Raw genomic sequence first — 16,907 nt, forward strand, 5'->3', positions numbered from 1 at the left:
CTTTAGCTTTATACTTATTATTCTATCAAATAAAAAACTGTGTGAGTAAGGAACCGTACGCATTCCTTACTTACACAGTTAATATTACACTCCCGAAGTTATTCTAGATATTTCTTCACACGTTCCTTTAGGTGGTCATGAACTAATAGTTGATTCATGACCATAGCCCATTGCTGGATGCGTCCACCATCCCATTTCTTTTCTAATTCTTTTGTTCGTAAAAACAATATTTTTAATAGGGCATTCTCATGGGGGAATGCTCCTTTTTTCGTGACTTTTCGAAAGCTAGAGTGGATACTTTCAACGGCATTTGTAGTGTACATGATTTTACGAATATTACCACCATAATCGAAAAGTTGTTCCACATGAGAAAAGTTTCGTTTCCATACGTCTACAGCTCCAGGGTACGTAGACCACTGCTTTTCAAAAGATTCAAATGCACTGTGACAAGCCTTAAGGCTTGGAGCTCCATACACTTTCTTTAAGGCAGCAGTAAAAGGCTTGTAGTCTTTACTTGGTATATACTTAATCGAATTTCGAATTAAATGAACAATACATCTCTGTACGGTCACATCAGGAAAAATCGCACGTGCTCCTTCTTCCAGACCACTAACGCCATCCATTGAGAGAAAGAAGATATCTTCTACACCACGAGATTTGATTTCATCAAAAATTTGCATCCATTTATGTTTACTTTCCGTTTCATTCAACCACAAACCTAGAATGTCCTTTTTACCTTCTATGGTATATCCTAGTATTGTGTAAACGGCATACTTCTTCGTTTCATAGTCATTACGAATGGTTGTGTAAAGACAATCGACAAACACAAAAGGGTAACAGTTACTTAAGGGACGATTTTGCCACTCTTCTAAATTAGGAAGTACAGTATCCGTAATGTCGGATACCATTTCATGAGATACAGAAAAGCCATAGATGTCTTCTATCGTGGAAGAAATGTCTCGTTGTGACATTCCTCTGGCATACATCGAAATGACCTTATCCTCTATAGAGGATACATCTCTTTTACGCTTTGGAATCAACTGCGGTTCAAATGAACCATCACGATCACGGGGGACTGCAATTTCAACTTCTCCTGCCGTTGTTTTCACGATCTTTTTGCCATATCCATTTCTTCTATTTCTTGTTTCTTTTTCTCCCTTGTCATTGGATTCATAGCCCAAATGGTGATTCATTTCACCTTTTAGCATTGACTCAAACATGGGACCAAATATGTCTTTTAATGCTTCTTGCATATCTTCTACTGATTTAGGCTGATACTGTTCGATAATCTTGTTAGCTAATTCTACGGAGTTCGGATCTCTTTTCAATTTCCCCACTGAAACCACTCCTTTAGCTTTATACTTATTATTCTATCAAATAAAAAACTGTGTGAGTAAGGAACCGTACGCATTCCTTACTTACACAGTTAATATTACACTCCCATACTGAAATATTCTCTCTTTTATTATTTTCAACAAACGTTAATCGTCATTTATATTTTTCCCTTTTATCCGCTCAATCACCTCATGCAGCCCCTCAGGCTTATAAAACTCCACCGGCGAACTGCCTTTCTCAAACGAAATCGTCTCGGCTTCAATCAGCGCGACATAGCGCCCGTTTACTTTTGCGAGATGAATAGAATCGCCAAAATCCGCTAGCAATCCCTTAATCTCTGTTTCTCCGACTTTCATTTTCAGCTGGGCCTCTGGCGTGTGCTCGATGATTTGGGCGGAGGCTTCGATGACTTGATGGGTGTCGAGGCGCTCTTGGATTTCCCGTTTTTCGCTTGCTTCCCAAATCTCAATGTCGTGCTCGAACTGCTTGAGCTCTTCGCTGTTGTCTTCAAATGTCTCGTAGACGTGCTCCTGTACCATGTTCATGACCTGATTTTTCATGATTTCCGGCATCGATTCTCCGTACTCGACGAATTTCAGAAAGTCCTCAAAATAGCGGGCGTGCGAAGCCTGGTGGATTTTCAGCTCACCTTCCTCGACCATTCCTTCCTCTGGCATGTACGGGTATTGGATGCTTTTCATGTTTTTTGTCGTGATCGCCATTTCGACTTTTTTAATGAGAGAAGACGCGTCAGAGATGCGGGCGACCTTCGGCTCAAAATCACATTTCATAATGAAGACAAATGACTCGTCAAAGTATTTTCTCGGCACGGCCGAAGCGACGAGAAACACGCCGCCGCGAACCGCGCTTGTGTCGAGGTACGTGCGGACGAACAGCTCACTCAGCTCATTGAAGTCTTCTTTTGTTTCCGCCAGACGCGCGCGGTTGAACATGTTGTAGTTTGGGTTGGAATCGAGCTCGTGGCCGGGCTCGACGATAAAATGGCCGATTTTCGTCGGGACCTGCTCGGACTGCGGATGGCGGTCGGCTTTCCGTTTGACGATTTTTTTCAGTTCCCCGTCGAGAAAGTCCTTCAGCTCGCTTTCTTCAAATTCGCCCGTATCAAGGGTCTGGAAGTGCTTGAACTGCTTGTTCGCCTGCTCATCTTTGCCTTCCACCTGTATGACATAAAAGGATAAAAACCGAATTTCAAAATCCATATATAAACTCACCTTATTCGCGTATTGTACAGCTTCTCAAGTATAGAAAAAACAGCGATCATGCGTCAATTGGGAGAATAATCATGACCATGAAAGGGAAATGTAATCAAATAGAAGGCATCTCATACGGAAAGGAATGGTTCGATGAAGGAAACAAGCCCGATTCCTCAGCCGAAGACGTTTGGGCCGCTCGGCAATTTGCCTTTAATCGATAAAGACAAGCCGACGCTTTCGCTGATCAAACTGGCGGAAGAACAGGGCCCAATTTTTCAAATCCATACACCCGCGGGCACGACCATTGTAGTGTCCGGCCACGAATTGGTGAAAGAGGTTTGTGATGAAGAACGGTTTGATAAAAGCATTGAAGGCGCCTTGGAAAAGGTTCGCGCATTTTCCGGTGACGGATTGTTTACGAGCTGGACGCATGAGCCTAACTGGAGAAAAGCGCACAACATTCTGATGCCGACTTTCAGCCAGCGGGCCATGAAGGACTATCATGAGAAAATGGTCGATATCGCTGTTCAGCTCATTCAAAAATGGGCAAGGCTCAACCCGAATGAAGCAGTCGATGTCCCGGGAGATATGACCCGGCTGACGCTCGACACCATTGGGCTATGCGGGTTTAACTACCGCTTTAACAGTTACTACAGAGAAACGCCCCACCCGTTTATCAACAGCATGGTGCGGGCGCTTGATGAAGCGATGCATCAAATGCAGCGGCTTGATGTTCAAGATAAGCTTATGGTCAGAACAAAACGGCAATTCCGCCATGATATTCAAACGATGTTTTCGTTAGTCGACAGCATTATTGCAGAGCGCAGGGCGAATGGAGACCAGGATGAAAAAGATTTGCTCGCCCGCATGCTGAATGTGGAAGATCCGGAAACGGGTGAAAAGCTCGACGACGAAAATATCCGCTTTCAAATCATTACGTTTTTGATTGCCGGCCATGAAACAACGAGCGGCCTGCTTTCCTTTGCGACTTACTTTTTATTGAAGCATCCTGACAAACTGAAAAAGGCGTATGAAGAGGTCGATCGGGTGCTGACGGATGCAGCGCCGACCTATAAACAAGTGCTGGAGCTTACATACATACGGATGATTTTAAATGAATCACTGCGCTTATGGCCGACAGCTCCGGCTTTCAGCCTTTATCCAAAAGAAGATACAGTCATTGGCGGGAAATTCCCGATCACGACGAAAGACAGAATTTCTGTGCTGATTCCGCAGCTTCATCGTGATCGAGACGCTTGGGGAAAGGACGCCGAGGAATTCCGGCCGGAACGGTTCGAGCATCAGGACCAAGTGCCTCATCATGCGTACAAACCATTCGGAAATGGACAACGGGCCTGTATCGGCATGCAGTTTGCCCTTCATGAAGCCACACTTGTGTTAGGCATGATTCTAAAATATTTCACATTGATTGATCATGAGAATTATGAGCTTGATATCAAACAAACCTTAACACTTAAGCCGGGCGATTTTCACATCAGGGTTCAAAGCCGTCATCAGGAAGCCATTCATGCGGACGTCCAGACAGCTGAAAAAGCCGCGCCTGATGAGCAAAAGGAGAAAACGGAAGCAAAGGGCGCATCGGTCATCGGTCTTAACAACCGCCCGCTTCTCGTGCTGTACGGCTCAGATACCGGCACCGCAGAAGGCGTCGCCCGGGAGCTTGCTGATACTGCCAGTCTTCACGACGTAAGGACAGAGACAGCACCTCTGAACGACCGGATTGGAAAGCTGCCGAAAGAGGGAGCGGTTGTCATTGTGACCTCGTCTTATAATGGAAAGCCGCCAAGCAATGCCGGACAATTCGTGCAGTGGCTTCAAGAAATCAAACCGGGTGAGCTTGAGGGCGTCCATTACGCGGTATTTGGCTGCGGCGACCACAACTGGGCGAGCACGTATCAATACGTGCCGAGATTCATTGATGAGCAGCTTGCAGAAAAAGGCGCGACTCGGTTTTCTGGGCGCGGGGAAGGGGATGTCAGCGGTGATTTTGAAGGGCAGCTTGACGAGTGGAAAAAAAGCATGTGGGCGGATGCCATCAAAGCATTCGGACTTGAGCTTAATGAAAACGCAGATAAGGAACGAAGCACGCTGAGCCTTCAGTTTGTCAGAGGGCTGGGCGAGTCTCCGCTCGCTAGATCGTACGAAGCCTCTCACGCATCCATTGCCGAAAATCGTGAACTCCAGTCCGCAGACAGCGATCGAAGCACTCGCCATATCGAAATTGCATTGCCGCCGGATGTTGAATATCAAGAGGGCGACCATCTTGGCGTATTGCCAAAAAACAGCCAAACCAATGTCAGCCGGATTCTCCACAGATTCGGCCTGAAGGGCACCGACCAAGTGACATTGTCGGCAAGCGGCCGCAGTGCGGGGCATCTGCCATTGGGCCGTCCTGTCAGCCTGTATGATCTTCTCAGCTACAGCGTCGAGGTGCAGGAAGCAGCCACAAGAGCGCAAATACGTGAACTGGCGGCATTTACAGTGTGTCCGCCGCATAGGCGTGAATTAGAAGAACTGTCAGCAGAGGGTGTTTATCAGGAGCAAATATTGAAAAAAAGAATTTCCATGCTGGATCTGCTTGAAAAGTACGAAGCGTGCGACATGCCGTTTGAACGATTTTTAGAGCTTTTACGTCCGTTAAAACCGAGATATTATTCAATTTCAAGCTCTCCAAGAGTGAATCCGCGGCTAGCATCGATCACAGTCGGCGTCGTGCGCGGCCCTGCGTGGAGCGGCCGTGGCGAATACAGGGGCGTGGCATCAAATGATTTAGCTGAGCGTCAAGCGGGTGATGATGTCGTGATGTTTATCCGCACACCGGAATCCCGGTTTCAGCTTCCGGAAGACCCTGAAACGCCAATCATTATGGTCGGACCTGGCACGGGAGTCGCGCCATTCCGCGGTTTCCTTCAAGCCCGCGAAGTTTTAAAGCGGGAGGGGAAAACGCTCGGTGAAGCTCATCTCTATTTTGGATGCAGGAACGATCGTGATTTTATATACCGCGATGAACTTGAGCAGTTTGAAAAAGACGGAATCGTCACTGTCCACACAGCCTTTTCCCGCAAAGAAGGCATGCCGAAAACGTATGTCCAGCATGTCATGGCTGACCATGCAGAAACGTTAATATCAATTCTTGACCGCGGAGGCAGGCTTTATGTATGCGGTGACGGCAGCAAAATGGCCCCGGATGTGGAGGCGGCACTGCAAAAGGCGTATCAGTCTGTTCATGGCACCGGGGAGCAAGAAGCGCAAAACTGGCTGAGACATCTGCAGGGTACCGGTATGTACACCAAAGATGTCTGGGCAGGGATATAGATAAAGAAGACTGGAGACATCCAGTCTTTTTTGTCCTTTCGAAAAAATGGTGATCGCGCTAAACATTCATGCATACAATAACTTCAGTCCGCCGGAAGGGCGGGCTGTCTGCAAAACCTATTTTTCGTTTTTGCTAGTTTATGTTATTCTTATACTCGGTATCTATTTCTTTTTTCAAAGGCACACATGACAAAAGAAATCCTTTTTTTATTTCCGAGAAAAAAATGTGAAACGAAATGAAGGTTTCTTTCGTCCAGTGATTGGTTTCCAAATGGTTGTAATAAAAATGATATGGTGCGAAACATAAATATTCCGGCTTGCCGCGGTGTATTTATTGTTGTGTGATGCCTTGATTTTGTTTGGAAAGAAGGAATTGGAAGGCAGGATATAAAGAGCAGGTAAATATGAATGAAGAACTTAAAGTGTTTAAGAAAGTAGAGGTTGCCATGAAGAAACTTTTTTCTTACAAACTTAGCTTTTTTGTGCTGGCTGTTATACTGTTTTGGGCAAAAACGTATTTATCCTACAAGACTGAGTTTAATCTTGGGGTAAAAGGCACAACCCAGGAGATCCTCCTGATATTTAACCCATTCTCAAGCGCCGTCTTCTTTTTAGGACTGGCTTTGCTGGCGAAAGGGCGTAAATCAGCCATTATTATGCTGATTATCGATTTCTTGATGACATTTGTGTTATATGCAAATATTTTATTCTATCGTTTCTTTGACGATTTCTTGACGTTCCCGAACATTAAACAGTCCGGAAACGTTGGAAACATGGGAGACGGGATTTTCAGTATCATGGCCGGTCATGATATTTTCTATTTCTTGGATATTATCATTTTGATTGCGGTATTGATCTGGAGACCTGAATTAAAAGAATACAAAATGAAAAAACGCTTTGCATCTTTAGTGATCCTTTCTGGGATCGCACTGTTTTTCATCAACCTGCACTATGCGGAAAAAGACCGTCCGCAGCTGCTGACAAGAACGTTTGACCGCAATTATATTGTGAAATATTTAGGTTTATACAACTACACCATTTATGACGGTGTACAGACGGCTCAAACAGAAACGCAACGGGCCTATGCAAGCAGCGATGATTTAACAAGCGTCGAGAATTACACGACGTCTCATTATGCGAAACCGAACGCCGAGTACTTCGGCTCTGCCAAAGGCAAAAATATCATTAAAATTCACCTCGAAAGCTTCCAGTCATTCCTGATTGACTACAAGCTAAACGGTGAAGAGGTGACGCCTTTCTTAAATAAGCTTGCGCACGGCGGGGAAGATGTGACGTATTTTGATAACTTCTTCCATCAGACAGGCCAGGGAAAAACATCTGATGCCGAGCTGACAATGGATAACTCGATCTTCGGTCTTCCTGAAGGCTCCGCGTTTGTGACGAAAGGCGAAAACACTTACCAGTCGCTTCCTGCGATTTTAGACCAGAAGGAAGGCTATACAAGCGCCGTCCTGCATGGTGATTACAAATCGTTCTGGAACCGTGACCAGATTTACAAACATATCGGATATGACAAGTTCTTCGACGCAAGCACGTATGATATGTCAGATGAAAATGTGATTAATATGGGGCTTAAGGATAAGCCGTTCTTTACAGAATCGATTCCAAAGCTTGAATCTCTTAAACAGCCATTTTATGCGCATTTGATTACATTGACAAACCATTATCCGTTTAACCTTGATGAAAAAGACGCGTCTCTTAAAAAAGCGACAACAGGCGATAACACAGTTGACAGCTACTTCCAGACAGCGCGTTACCTTGACGAAGCGCTTGAGCAATTCTTCAAGGAGCTGAAGGAAGCCGGCCTGTATGACAACTCAGTCATCATGATTTACGGTGACCATAACGGTATTTCTGAAAACCATAACCGAGCGATGAAAGAGATTCTTGGAAAAGAGATCACAGATTATCAAAACGCACAGAACCAGCGTGTGCCGCTGATGATCCGCGTTCCTGGCAAAAAAGGCGGAGTGAACCATACGTATGGCGGCGAAATTGACGTTATGCCGACACTTCTGCACTTAGAAGGAATTGATTCTCAGAAATACATCAACTTTGGTACTGATTTATTCTCTAAAGACCACGACGATACGGTGGCATTCAGAAACGGAGACTTCGTAACGCCGAAGTACACATCAGTCGACAATATCATTTACGATACGAAGACAGGTGAAAAACTGAAAGCGAATGAAGAAACGAAGAATCTGAAAACAAGAGTGAACCAGCAGCTGAGCCTTTCAGACAGTGTCCTGTACAAAGACTTGCTGAGGTTCCATAAACTAAATGATTTCAAAGCCGTTGATCCGTCAGACTATCATTACGGCAAGGAAAAAGAAATCAAATAAGATAAAAAAAGAGCCTTGAGCGGGCGCATTGCCTTCGCTCAAGGCTCTTTTTTGGTTATACAACCAACTTGAAAAAATAGATTCCATTTGGTCACCAAGGCTGGCTTTTTCTCATATCATTACAGTAGATTTTGAAACCGGATTGAAATCGGACAAATTATCGGGGAAATGCCTTGATAGATTGTGAAGATGTACCAGGTTTCGAACTCAATATTCATAGAGATGAGGGGTAGAGATGAAAGCGGTCATTCTCTGCGGCGGAAAAGGAACGAGAATGAGTGAAGTCACGAATGACATTCCTAAACCGCTCGCCATGATAGGCGGCAAACCGATTCTATGGCATATTATGAAAATTTATCAGTACTACGGAGTAAACGAGTTTATTCTGCTTTTGGGCTATAAAGGAGAAAAAATCAAGGAATACTTTCTCGATTATGAATGGAAGCACAACAGCCTGACACTCGACAGCTCTACGGGAGAGGTACAGATGCTGGGGCAGCCTGAAACGTGGAAAATTACGTTTTTGGAGACTGGGGAAGATACGCTGACAGCCGGAAGAATCTTGCAGGCGAAAGACTATATCGGTGATGAAACATTTCTGCTTACCTATGGGGACGGGCTGGCCAATATCAATCTTTTCCATCTCATCAGCTATCATCAGACAAAAGGTGCTGCCGCGACTGTCACCGGCATTGACAAAGTCTCGCAGTTTGGCACCTTGACGGTTGAGGACGGCATGGCGAAAACATTTTCTGAGAAGACATCAAGTGACGGAATCATCAACGGCGGATTCTTCGTTCTCAGTCCAAAGGTTTTCGATTATTTGCCGAAGGACGGAAACACGATGTTCGAAGATGAACCGCTGAAGAACCTTGCCAAAGACGGGGAGCTTGCTGTGTACCGCCATTACGGATTTTGGACGGCCATTGATACGTATAAAAATCTCTTAGAAGTCAACAAAATGTGGAATCAAGGACAACAAGTATGGAAGGTATGGTGAATCGATTTGAGTTTCTGGAAAAATAAAAACGTATTTGTCACGGGATGCACAGGTCTTTTAGGAAGCTATTTGGTGAAAGAGCTGATTGAACAGGGCGCAAACGTTACGGGGCTTGTCAGGGATCATGTGCCTCAATCCAATCTTTATCAGGGAGAACATATCAAGAAAATGAACATCGTGCGGGGCTCTCTTGAGGACTTGGCTGTGATTGAACGCGCGCTTGGCGAGTATGAGATCGACACTGTCTTTCATCTTGCTGCACAAGCGATTGTCGGCGTGGCAAACCGCAACCCGATTTCTACCTTTGAAGCGAATATCCTCGGCACATGGAATATTCTCGAAGCCTGCCGCAAGCATCCGTTAATTAAGCGGGTCATTGTCGCTTCAAGTGATAAAGCTTACGGCGATCAAGAAAACCTTCCATACGATGAAAACATGCCGCTGCAAGGCAAGCACCCGTACGACGTCTCAAAAAGCTGCGCAGATCTGATCAGCCACACCTATTTTCACACGTACGGGCTTCCGGTCTGCATTACGCGCTGCGGAAACTTATACGGCGGCGGAGATTTGAACTTCAACCGCATCATTCCTCAGACGATTCAGCTTGTGCTGAACGGGGAAGCGCCGGAAATCCGAAGCGACGGTACCTTTGTACGGGACTACTTCTATATTGAAGACGCCGTTCAGGCTTATCTGCTTCTTGCAGAAAAAATGGAAGAAAACAATCTTGCCGGAGAGGCCTTTAACTTCAGCAATGAGATCCAGCTGACCGTACTTGAACTGGTAGAGAAAATATTAAAGAAAATGAACAGTAATCTGAAACCTAAGGTGCTGAATCAGGGAAGCAATGAAATCAAACATCAATATTTATCCGCGGAAAAAGCGAGAAAGCTGCTGAATTGGACACCGGCCTACACCATTGATGAGGGACTTGAAAAAACGATTGAGTGGTATACGGAATTCTTCAAAAAGTAATGTGAAACGAGGTGAACAAGACTGTGACCAGCGCGTATTGCACCGTTTTATCAAAAGGAAGATTATATCAGGCAGTCGCTTTGTTTAAGTCGTTAGAGCAAGTTGATCAAGACAGTCCCATTTTTATACTTTGCATGGATGAAGATACGCACCGCGTGTTACAGAAGCTGAAGATGAAGCAGCTGAACCTTGTGCCGGTGGCCGCTCTTGAAAATGAATTGCTGCTGAAGCTGAAGGAAACTAGAGATCAAAGTGAGTATTGCTGGACGATGAAGCCGATCTTTCTGCAAGCTGTGCTGAACAGCAATCCTGAGCTGGAGCGTGTGACGTATATTGACGGGGATCTCTTTTTCTATGCAGATCCATCGCCGATTTTTGAAAACCAGCCGGACTGCTCGGTGCTGCTTTCACGAGGGGATATTGTAATCCCTTCTTTTGAGAAAGAGCAGATTGACATGCTGCAGCGTCTTTTAGGCAGATATAATTCCGGGTTTATCAGCTTCAAGCATGATGATGCAGGCACGGATTGCTTGGAGTGGTGGAAGGAACGCTGTCTTGAGGAATGCAAAAATGCACCGGGTGAAGGGAAATTCGGTGATCAGGGCTATTTGGATTATATGTCTGAGCTGTTTCCGAATGTGTGTGACATTACAACACCCGGCGTGAACATTGGGCATTGGAATTATGGGCAGCATACGTTTTCCTGGAAAGATGGCCGGATCGTGCTGGAGGATGGCAGTCCGCTGATCTTTTATCATTTCAGCGGATACCGAATCGTCAGCATCAATGAAATCAAACAGATTCATGAAACAACCCGCACAGATCTGCCGTTTGTGCATGAACTGTATCAAGAGACACTGCCGCATATCATTCAGCACATCAAAACGTTAGACCCTGAATTTAACGGTTTTGCTTCAAAAGATGACAACAAATAAATGAGTAAATACAGGAAGTGAAAATGAAGTGAAAGCAAGCGTTATTATTCCTGCATATAATTCAAAGGAGCGCCTTTACAACAGCCTTCTGTCACTAAACCAGCAGGAGTGCGATGAAGAATTCGAAGTCATTGTAGCGGACAATGGCTCTGAGGACGGGACGCTCTCGATGCTTGAGTCATTTCAAGCTGATTTTCCGCTGATCTTTACACGGATTAAAGAAAACAGGGGCATTGCGTACGGACGAAATCAGGCGCTTCGCAATGCCAGAGGAGACATCCTGATTTTCCATGACAGCGATATGCTTGCGGCAAAGGACCTTGTGGCAAAACATATTAAAGCCCATGAGAACGAAGAGAATCTCGTCGTGTGCGGGTTGTTTTGGAAACGGATCTACAGTTTTTACTATGAACGGTTTGAAGAAGAACATAAGGAACAGCTCGCAAAGCTCACAGGTGAAATGCCGAAGAAAGACAAACAAAAGCTGCTGGAGGAAGCGGACATCAAAAACGGAAGCTTTCTTGATAAAAGCTTTGACCTCGATACCGACTTTATAGACGTGCTCAAGAAGATTTTAGATGAGTACGGCGATGACTTGAAAGGCTATCATATGCCATGGCGCTTTTTTATCACGAATAATTCCTCTGTGAAACGCAAGCATGTGGTTGACCTCGGTTTATTTGACGAAGGCATTGTGCGGTACGGGTTTGAGGATTATGACCTCGGGATCAGGCTTCATCAGGCCGGATTGACCTTCAGGCTTCGCCGTGATATTGTCAGTGTTCATCAGGAACATCCAAGCAATTGTAAATCTGTAGACGATATTCGGGCAAACATTGCCTATATGTGCGATAAATACAATAACATCCGCTCTTTAGACGTTCATCTCGCTTTTAATGGGCCGTTCCCGCCTGACATGACGAACAGAATCATGACTGATATTCAAAAGCTGCTGGAATCACAGAAATATGATATGCTGCTGAATCTGTTTCTTGAGCTTCTGCATGTTGTTAAAGAGCGCAACATTGATCCGGATCGGCGAAAGAAATCCCAAAGGGTGACGGCGAAAAGCTTTGATTTACAAACTGTCCGCAAGCTTCTGCCAAAAGCGAAGAAAAAGCTAGGCGTGAACGATTTTGCCAACGCACTGTATGCGCTTGTCAACGATTTGCTGCACGTGGATCTTAGATCATTGGATGTGGTATAAGTGAGTACATTTCATTTTTCAACGATAGTGTCAAGGACACATATCTTTAAGCTCATGCCTATGATTCATTCTCTCCATGAGCATTGCGATGATTTTCATTTATATGTGCTGTGTGTCGACCAGAAAGCGTATGAATTGCTTCAGCACGTGCTATGGGAGCATGTAACCTTTGTGCAGCTGCATGAAATGGAAGACCCGGAGCTGCTGAAAGCGAAAAGCAACAGAACGTTTCATGAATATTGCTGGACGTTAAAGCCCGCCTTTTTGTTTCATGTGATGAGCAAGTGGGATGACGCTGAATACTTTGCCCATATGGATACGGATCTATTTTTCTTTTCTGATCCGGCACGTATTTTTGCAGAAAACCCAACGGCGTCTCTGTATTTGACTGATCATCGTAATTCGCCGCGCTTCATGTCCTACTACAACCGAACCGGACGCTTTAATACAGGCTTTGTCGGCGCCGGTAATACAAAGGAAGCATATGAAGCGGTGTGGCAGTGGAGACAGGACTGTATTGAATTTTGCACGGTCGAAATGGATACGGAACGAAAGACATATGGTGATCAAAGATATGTGGAGAAATGGCCGGCGCAGTTTAAAGGTGTTCATGTTGTCAAATCAATAGGAGCCAATACAGCGCTTTGGAATATCGAAAACTATAAGGTCGGGCAAAAGGACGGCCGCGTGTATATAGATGAAACGCCGCTGATTTTCTATCATTTCTCTGGGTTTACACTGGTGACAGAAAAAGAGTTTAATCTTTGCTGGTACTATCGGATTGAAGACGAAGCGACAATTGAGATGATTTATATGCCGTATATATTAAATCTGAAAAGATGGATTGATGAAATACAGTCGGCGTTTCCGGACTTTGCGGATGGCTTTATCCCGAAGCACGCAGTGCCTGACACTCATTTTATCCAGCTGGATTAAAAAACCCCTGCCGCCTGGCAGGGTTTTTTCAGCTATGCCATTCTCTAAGCTTCTGGTCACTCGGCAATAGGAAGGCAAGGATGCCGAGAACAGGGAGAAAGGCAATGGCGATCATCGTCGGGGTCAGTCCCGCGGCGTCAATCAGAGCGCCCAGCGCCACAGCGCCGATTGCGCCCATCCCGAAGGCAAGCCCGACGGTTAAACCGGACATTGTGCCGATTTTTCCAGGAACTAGCTCCTGTGCGTAGACGACCGTTACAGAAAAGCTCGACATCAGAACCAAGCCAATCAATGCGAGCACGCCATAGGCGAGAACCGGGCCGGCAAATGGCAGCACAATCGCCAGCGGCGCCGAGCATAACAGCGAACCGAGGATAACGAAGCGTTTTCCAAAACGGTCTGCAAGCGGGCCGCCGAGAAACGTGCCGATTGCGCCGAACAGCAAGAAGACAAAAATATAGCTTTGTGCCTGCTGAATGCTTACGTGATATGTATCCATCGCGTAAAACGTGTAAAAGTTACCGATCGCACTCGTATACCAAGAACGAGCAAAAATGAGAAATATAATAATAATAAGAGCAGATACAACAGATTTGGTGATGGCCGTGTTTTCAGCCGTTTTCTTTTGTTTGCCTGATTTCTGGGCAAGGCTGCCGAGACGTGAGGCGTACCATTTCGCGATATACATGAGAAACATAACAGCAAGCGCGGCGACAAGCGTGAACCAAACAGCGCCGAATTGCCCGAGCGGCACAAGAATCAGCGCGGTGATCAGCGGCGCCATCGCCTGGCCTGAGTTTCCGCCCACCTGATAAATCGACTGGGCGAGCCCGCGTTTTGTGCCGGCGGCCATATACGCCACACGGGAGCCCTCCGGATGGAAAATGGCCGAGCCTAATCCAATGAAAAACACACAGCATAAGATCGTTATGAATGACGGGGCAAATGCAAGGCCCAAAATGCCAAGCATGCTGGCGGTCAAACCGACTGGCAGCGCATACGGCCGCGGCCGTTTATCGGTATACCAGCCGACAACAGGCTGCATGACGGATGACACCATGTTTAATGTGAAAGCGATGATGCCGAGCTGTGTAAACGTCAGGCTCATGGAGCGTTCCAAAATAGGTAACATGGCCGGAATCACAGCTTGAAGCGAATCGTTGAGCATATGGCAGATTCCGATAATAATCAAAATCGGATACACCGTGGTGCCTGGTTTTTGAACTGTTTTTTCTTTTAACGGGGCGGCGATAGCCAATTGAGTCTCCTCCTTACATATATAACCAAAGCATACCACCATATTATTCATAAGGTGAAGAATTTATCAAGAGGAAAAAAGATTCTTATGAAAGAAATACCGTCAGCCTGATTAGCAGCTGACGGTATTTTCGATATTCAAAATGTGATATAGCTCTTCAAGCTTACGAATCTCATAGGTTGGTATGATCTCTGGCACATTCGGCTTCATGTCAGGGTTCATCCAGCAAGTATCAAGCTCGGCGAGCTGTCCGCCTTTGATATCAGCAGTTAGTGAATCCCCGATGATTAATGTGTGCTCTGCTGAAAACTGAGGAATCCGTTCAAACACGTAATCGAAATATTCCTTCATCGGCTTTTGGAAGCCTGTGTCTTCAGAAACGAAAATGTCCTTGAAGAATGGAAATAATCCTGAATCACGGAGACGCTTATATTGTGTGTGAGACACGCCGTTTGTCACGATGTACAAATCAAACTGTTGCTGCAGATTTGAGATGAGATCAAATGCACCGTCAATAAGCTGATGTCCTTCTTCAAGAAAGCGGCGGTATTTTTGCTCAAGCAAGGTGCCGTCCGCCTCGTAACCGTACTCCTTGAGCAAAGCGGAAAAACGCGTGTTTACGACTTCATCCCGTGTCATCTTACCTTCTTCAAAGGCTCTCCAGAGACCTTGATTGATAGTTTTATACTGCGCCTTCATGTCATTTGTTAAAGGAATGTTCTGATCTTCAAACAGCAAACGCAGGGCTAAAGCTTCTGCCGCTTGAAAATCAAGGATGGTATCATCTGCATCAAATAATAAAGTGCGGTATCGTTTCATCTGTGTGTCTCCCTTTCTCATATGTACTCAAAGTATAGCACATAAAAAAAGGAAAAAGCCGGCGGGTGAGGCACCGCCGGCTAAAAAGAGATTATTTGTTTAATAAGCTGTGTTTTCTCGAATATAGGAAGTAAACCAGCGTTCCGACAGCGATCCAGATGACAAATGAAAGCCATGTGACGCCGGGAAGGCTGTACATGAACCAAATGCAGATGCCTGCGCTGATAATCGGCACAACCGGAACGAACGGCACTCTGAAGGACGCCTTGATTTCAGGATGTTTCTTTCTTAGCACAATGACAGCAATAGATATGACCGTAAACGCGGCAAGTGTTCCCATGTTCACCAGGTGGGCCAGCGTTCCGAGGTTAATAAAGCCGGCGATTCCCGCTGCAACGATCCCTGTCAGCCATGTGTTGCGGAACGGGGTTTTAAATGACGGATGAACCTTTGCGAACAATCCAGGCAGAAGGCCGTCTCTGCTCATGGCAAATGTCAAACGAACCTGAGCATACAGCAAAGCGAGCATCACCGTCGTAATCCCGATAATCGCACCGACAGAAATAATTCCGGCAACAGCGTCCTGTCCGACGAATGTCAGCGCAAAGGATACAGGATCTCCGACATTCAATTTGGCATAAGGCATCATGCCTGTCAGCACAAGCGATACCGCGATGTACAGAACCGTGCAGACGGCTAGAGCTGAAATAATGCCGACGGGCATGTTTTTTTGCGGATTTTTCACTTCCTCTGACGCGTTAGAAACCGCGTCAAACCCAAGGTACGCGAAGAATACAGTGGCAGCGCTAAGTATGACGCCTTTCATCCCGAATGGCATAAAAGGAGACCAGTTATCCGGTTTCACATAGCCGATGCCGACAATAATGAACAATAATATGATCGCGATTTTCATCAGTACGATGACGTTGTTAAAGCGTGTGCTTTCCTTGACGCCTCTGCTGACAATCGCAGTGATGAGGAGAATGATCACCGCAGCCGGAAGGTTAAATACGGCGCCCGCCGTGCTTCCCGGCGCTCCTGTCAGTGCAGCCGGAATATGAAGATTGAAGCCGGCAAGCAGTGATTGAAAGTATGAAGACCAGCCGGTGGCAACCGCCGACAGTGCAATGACATATTCAAGCATGAGATCCCACCCGATCAAAAAGGCGAGCAGCTCTCCAAGTGTCACGTATGAGTATGAGTACACGCTTCCCGAAATCGGAATGGAAGACGAAAACTCAGCATAACAGAAAGCAGCCAGCGCACAGGCGAGCCCCGCTAAAATAAACGATATGATGAGGGCGGGACCTGCACCGGTCGCTGCCACTGTTCCTGTAATGACAAAAATCCCTGTACCGATGACACAACCGATACCGAGCAAGGTTAAATCAAATGCGCTTAACGTACGGGCAAGGCTTTTTGACTTGCTCTGCGCACTCAATGTTTCAAGCGGTTTTTTTCTAAATAATGAACTCATCAAAAGTTCCTCCTAGAAATATTCAAAATATTCTAATCATTATATGCAG

12 protein-coding genes are annotated in these 16,907 nt (G+C 45.8%); 7 read left to right on the plus strand and 5 right to left on the minus strand.

The window, feature by feature from the left end:
• Positions 1–98 precede the first annotated feature (98 nt).
• Together NSQ09_RS09795 and NSQ09_RS09800 are read right to left on the minus strand one after the other, a co-directional pair.
• On the minus strand, positions 99–1,346 hold the full coding sequence (locus NSQ09_RS09795) for an IS256-like element ISBsu2 family transposase (RefSeq protein WP_031600262.1): 1,248 nt from the start codon (positions 1,344–1,346) through the stop codon (positions 99–101).
• A 135-nt stretch (positions 1,347–1,481) separates the two neighbouring features.
• Positions 1,482–2,555: a DUF3900 domain-containing protein gene (locus NSQ09_RS09800; protein WP_017695590.1), complete on the minus strand. Its 1,074-nt coding sequence runs from the start codon at positions 2,553–2,555 to the stop codon at positions 1,482–1,484.
• 144 nt (positions 2,556–2,699) lie between these two features.
• Between NSQ09_RS09800 and cypD the strand changes: the two genes are divergently transcribed.
• From cypD to NSQ09_RS09835, 7 genes are all read left to right on the plus strand, one after another.
• On the plus strand, positions 2,700–5,885 hold the full coding sequence (cypD, locus tag NSQ09_RS09805; RefSeq protein ID WP_258996389.1) for a bifunctional P-450/NADPH--P450 reductase: 3,186 nt from the start codon (positions 2,700–2,702) through the stop codon (positions 5,883–5,885).
• 446 nt (positions 5,886–6,331) lie between these two features.
• Positions 6,332–8,251, plus strand: coding sequence for a lipoteichoic acid synthase LtaS1 (gene ltaS1, locus NSQ09_RS09810; protein WP_003243930.1), 1,920 nt, complete (start codon positions 6,332–6,334; stop codon positions 8,249–8,251).
• Positions 8,252–8,486: 235 nt separating this feature from the next.
• The gene (locus NSQ09_RS09815; RefSeq protein ID WP_014479136.1) at positions 8,487–9,251 is read left to right on the plus strand and encodes a glucose-1-phosphate cytidylyltransferase; all 765 of its coding nucleotides are present in this window, start codon (positions 8,487–8,489) and stop codon (positions 9,249–9,251) included.
• 6 nt (positions 9,252–9,257) lie between these two features.
• Entirely contained in the window at positions 9,258–10,226 is a 969-nt protein-coding gene (locus tag NSQ09_RS09820; RefSeq protein ID WP_003244102.1) for a GDP-mannose 4,6-dehydratase, read from the plus strand.
• Between the two features lie 23 nt (positions 10,227–10,249).
• Positions 10,250–11,161, plus strand: coding sequence for a putative nucleotide-diphospho-sugar transferase (locus tag NSQ09_RS09825; RefSeq protein ID WP_038428585.1), 912 nt, complete (start codon positions 10,250–10,252; stop codon positions 11,159–11,161).
• 28 nt (positions 11,162–11,189) lie between these two features.
• Complete coding sequence (locus NSQ09_RS09830) at positions 11,190–12,368, plus strand: glycosyltransferase family 2 protein (protein ID WP_326233860.1); 1,179 nt, start codon at positions 11,190–11,192, stop codon at positions 12,366–12,368.
• Positions 12,369–13,304, plus strand: coding sequence for a putative nucleotide-diphospho-sugar transferase (locus tag NSQ09_RS09835; RefSeq protein ID WP_041337843.1), 936 nt, complete (start codon positions 12,369–12,371; stop codon positions 13,302–13,304).
• Between the two features lie 28 nt (positions 13,305–13,332).
• On the opposite strand, the gene NSQ09_RS09840 is transcribed toward NSQ09_RS09835, so the two are convergent.
• The 3 genes from NSQ09_RS09840 to NSQ09_RS09850 form a co-directional block, all read right to left on the minus strand.
• Complete coding sequence (locus tag NSQ09_RS09840; RefSeq protein WP_041351090.1) at positions 13,333–14,562, minus strand: MFS transporter; 1,230 nt, start codon at positions 14,560–14,562, stop codon at positions 13,333–13,335.
• A 111-nt stretch (positions 14,563–14,673) separates the two neighbouring features.
• Positions 14,674–15,381, minus strand: coding sequence for a YjjG family noncanonical pyrimidine nucleotidase (locus NSQ09_RS09845; RefSeq protein WP_041351089.1), 708 nt, complete (start codon positions 15,379–15,381; stop codon positions 14,674–14,676).
• A 91-nt stretch (positions 15,382–15,472) separates the two neighbouring features.
• Positions 15,473–16,858 carry an amino acid permease gene (locus NSQ09_RS09850; RefSeq protein WP_328207010.1) on the minus strand — a complete coding sequence of 462 codons (1,386 nt, stop codon included), beginning with the start codon at positions 16,856–16,858 and terminating at the stop codon, positions 15,473–15,475.
• Positions 16,859–16,907 lie beyond the last annotated feature (49 nt).

The sequence above is a fragment of the Bacillus sp. FSL W8-1202 genome, from assembly GCF_038006165.1.
GTDB lineage: Bacteria > Bacillota > Bacilli > Bacillales > Bacillaceae > Bacillus > Bacillus subtilis.

Excerpts from the sequence above, each read along its gene's own strand:
- NSQ09_RS09815 (WP_014479136.1), top strand. The coding sequence starts at position 8,487 with ATGAAAGCGGTCATTCTCTGCGGCGGAAAAGGAACGAGAATGAGTGAA.
- NSQ09_RS09800 (WP_017695590.1), bottom strand. The coding sequence starts at position 2,555 with ATGGATTTTGAAATTCGGTTTTTATCCTTTTATGTCATACAGGTGGAA.
- ltaS1 (WP_003243930.1), top strand. The coding sequence starts at position 6,332 with ATGAAGAAACTTTTTTCTTACAAACTTAGCTTTTTTGTGCTGGCTGTT.
- cypD (WP_258996389.1), top strand. The coding sequence starts at position 2,700 with ATGAAGGAAACAAGCCCGATTCCTCAGCCGAAGACGTTTGGGCCGCTC.
- NSQ09_RS09845 (WP_041351089.1), bottom strand. The coding sequence starts at position 15,381 with ATGAAACGATACCGCACTTTATTATTTGATGCAGATGATACCATCCTT.
- NSQ09_RS09850 (WP_328207010.1), bottom strand. The coding sequence starts at position 16,858 with ATGAGTTCATTATTTAGAAAAAAACCGCTTGAAACATTGAGTGCGCAG.